Source organism: Streptomyces sp. WAC06614 (assembly GCF_003949795.1).
In the GTDB taxonomy this organism is placed as follows: Bacteria; Actinomycetota; Actinomycetes; order Streptomycetales; family Streptomycetaceae; genus Streptomyces.
Window position 1 is genome coordinate 1 of record NZ_RPRY01000593.1, and the last position, 2,153, is coordinate 2,153.

General features: G+C 74.3%; 2 protein-coding genes. Both read left to right on the plus strand.

All coding sequences use genetic code 11. The features are described from left to right. The first annotated feature begins 209 nt into the window (after positions 1–209). Positions 210–1,103 (plus strand): LysR family transcriptional regulator, encoded by an 894-nt coding sequence (locus tag EF918_RS35045; protein ID WP_125652891.1) that lies wholly within the window; start codon positions 210–212, stop codon positions 1,101–1,103. An 88-nt stretch (positions 1,104–1,191) separates the two neighbouring features. Next, positions 1,192–2,153 (plus strand): hypothetical protein (locus EF918_RS35050; protein ID WP_125652892.1); only part of this gene is annotated, 962 nt, incomplete at its 3' end.

Consider the following 2,153-nt stretch of genomic DNA (forward strand, 5'->3'; position numbering starts at 1 on the left):
CCCGTGGCCACGGTCGCGGCCGTGACCTGCGAGGCTTCCCCTGCCGCGGCCCCGCCGCACCCCTGTTGCGCGGCCCGCCACGGCCGCACGGGACATGCCGTGGCGGTATAAGTCCCCGCCCGACCTGGCATGAACCAGCTCCCCGCGGCGCATATTTGTTCATCCGGCTGCCCCTTACAGCTTCAGGAGTGCACGGTTACCGTCCGTTCATGACCCCCACGCTCGCGCAACTCCGCTACCTGGTCGCAGTGGCCGACTGCCGTTCGATCACGAGCGCCGCGGCCTCCGTCTTCGTCGCGCAGTCCGCGCTCTCCCGGGCCGTCCAGGCCATGGAGCGCGACCTGGGCGTCGAACTCCTCGCCCGCCGGGGCCGGGGAGTCGACCTCACTCCCGAGGGCGCACAGGTGGTGCGGCTGGCCCGGACGGTGCTCGACGCCGTCGAGGCCATCGAGGACATCGGGGCCGCCGCCGCACAGCAGGCCCGGGCCACCCTGACCCTCGTCGCCACCCCCACCCTGGCCGTCGACCTCGCCGTCGATCTGGTGCCGGGCTTCACCGAGCGGCATCCGGGGATCGACGTACGGCTGGAACAGCGGGCCAGCCGCGAGTCGCTGGTGCTCGAACTCACCCAGGGACGGGCCGAGCTGGCCCTGGTGGACCTGCCGGTCGACAAGGAGCTGACGACCCACCACATCCAGGAGCGCGAAGTCGTCCTGATCTCGCCGCACGGTTCACGGCTGCCCGACCCGGTGCCGTTCCGGGCGCTCGACGGACTCCCGCTGATCCTGCCCACCCCGGGCACCGGCCGGCGCACCGAGATGGAGGCCATGTTCAGCGTCCTCGGGGTGCGCCCGGTGCCCGCCCTGGAGGTGGACGAACGGCTCGCCTGGGTCACCGGGGTGACCGACGGCAAGGGCTCGCTGATCTGGTACCGGGACGTGGTGGTACGGGCCTTCGGCCACCGCGCCGAGGTGCGCTCCTTCACCCCGCCGCTGCTGCGCCCGGTGGGCATCGCCCATGCCCGCCGTCCGCTCAGCCGGGCGGCCCGGGCCTTCCTCGCGCACGCCCGGCGCAAGGCCCCGGTGCGGGAACCCGCCCGCTGAGGAGCCATGCCGGTCCGGCATCGAACGTTGCTCACCCGGTGCGCGCACTCCCCTGGCAGCCTGCACTGACGTGCCGTCCGATGGGGTCATGTCCCGACTCCTCGCACCCCCACGGGCCGCCGCCCTGCTGGCGACGGCCCTCGCCACCGCTCTCGCGGCCCTCGGCTGGGCGGCCACCGCGACCGCGTCCGGCGGCCCGTACGCCGCCGGCCCCCAGCCACCGGCCGTCCGGCCGGCTGCCCTCGCCCCCGAGAAGCACTGCACGCTCCCCGGCGGCCTGGCCGAGCTCAGCGGGCTCGCCGCGAGCCGCAAGCACCCCGGGGTCCTCTACGCCGTCAACGACAGCGGCAACACCAACCAGGTCCTGGCCGTGGACTGTTCGACGGCCACCGGCCGGCTGCGGGCCACCTTCACCCTGACCGGCACCACCAACACCGACTGGGAGGCCCTGGCCCTCGGCAAGGACCCCGACGGCCGCCCCGCGCTGCTGGTCGGTGACATCGGGGACAACCTCGGCAGCCGCGCCGAGATCACCGTGCACAGCTTCCCCGAACCCGACCAGCTCGTGGACGCGGCCGTCACCCCGACCTCGTACCGCTTCGCCTACGCCGACGGCCGGCACGACGCAGAGTCCCTGCTCGCCGACCCGGTGACCGGCCGGCTCCATGTCGCGAGCAAGCTGATCGGTGCCGCGGGCCGGCTCTACCAGGCCCCGCTGCCTCCGCGGCCCGGGCAGACCAACACCCTGACGGCCGTCCGGACCGGCCCGGTCTTCGCCACCGACGGCGCCTTCTCGCCGTCCGGGGCCTCGTACACCCTGCGCAGCGGCGGCCCGTTCGGGGCCGACACCGCCTCCGTGTACGACACCGCGGGGACCAAGCTCGCGGACGTCGCCCTGCCCGCACAGGCGCAGGGCGAGACCGTCACCTACGCCGACTGCACCACCCTGCTCGTGGGGTCCGAGAACGACACCCAGATCTGGCGCGTCCCCCTCCCCGCCGCGGCCACCCCCGGTTGCACCGACAGCCCGATCCCCACACCGACCCCGAC

Excerpts from the sequence above, each read along its gene's own strand:
- EF918_RS35045 (WP_125652891.1), top strand. The coding sequence starts at position 210 with ATGACCCCCACGCTCGCGCAACTCCGCTACCTGGTCGCAGTGGCCGAC.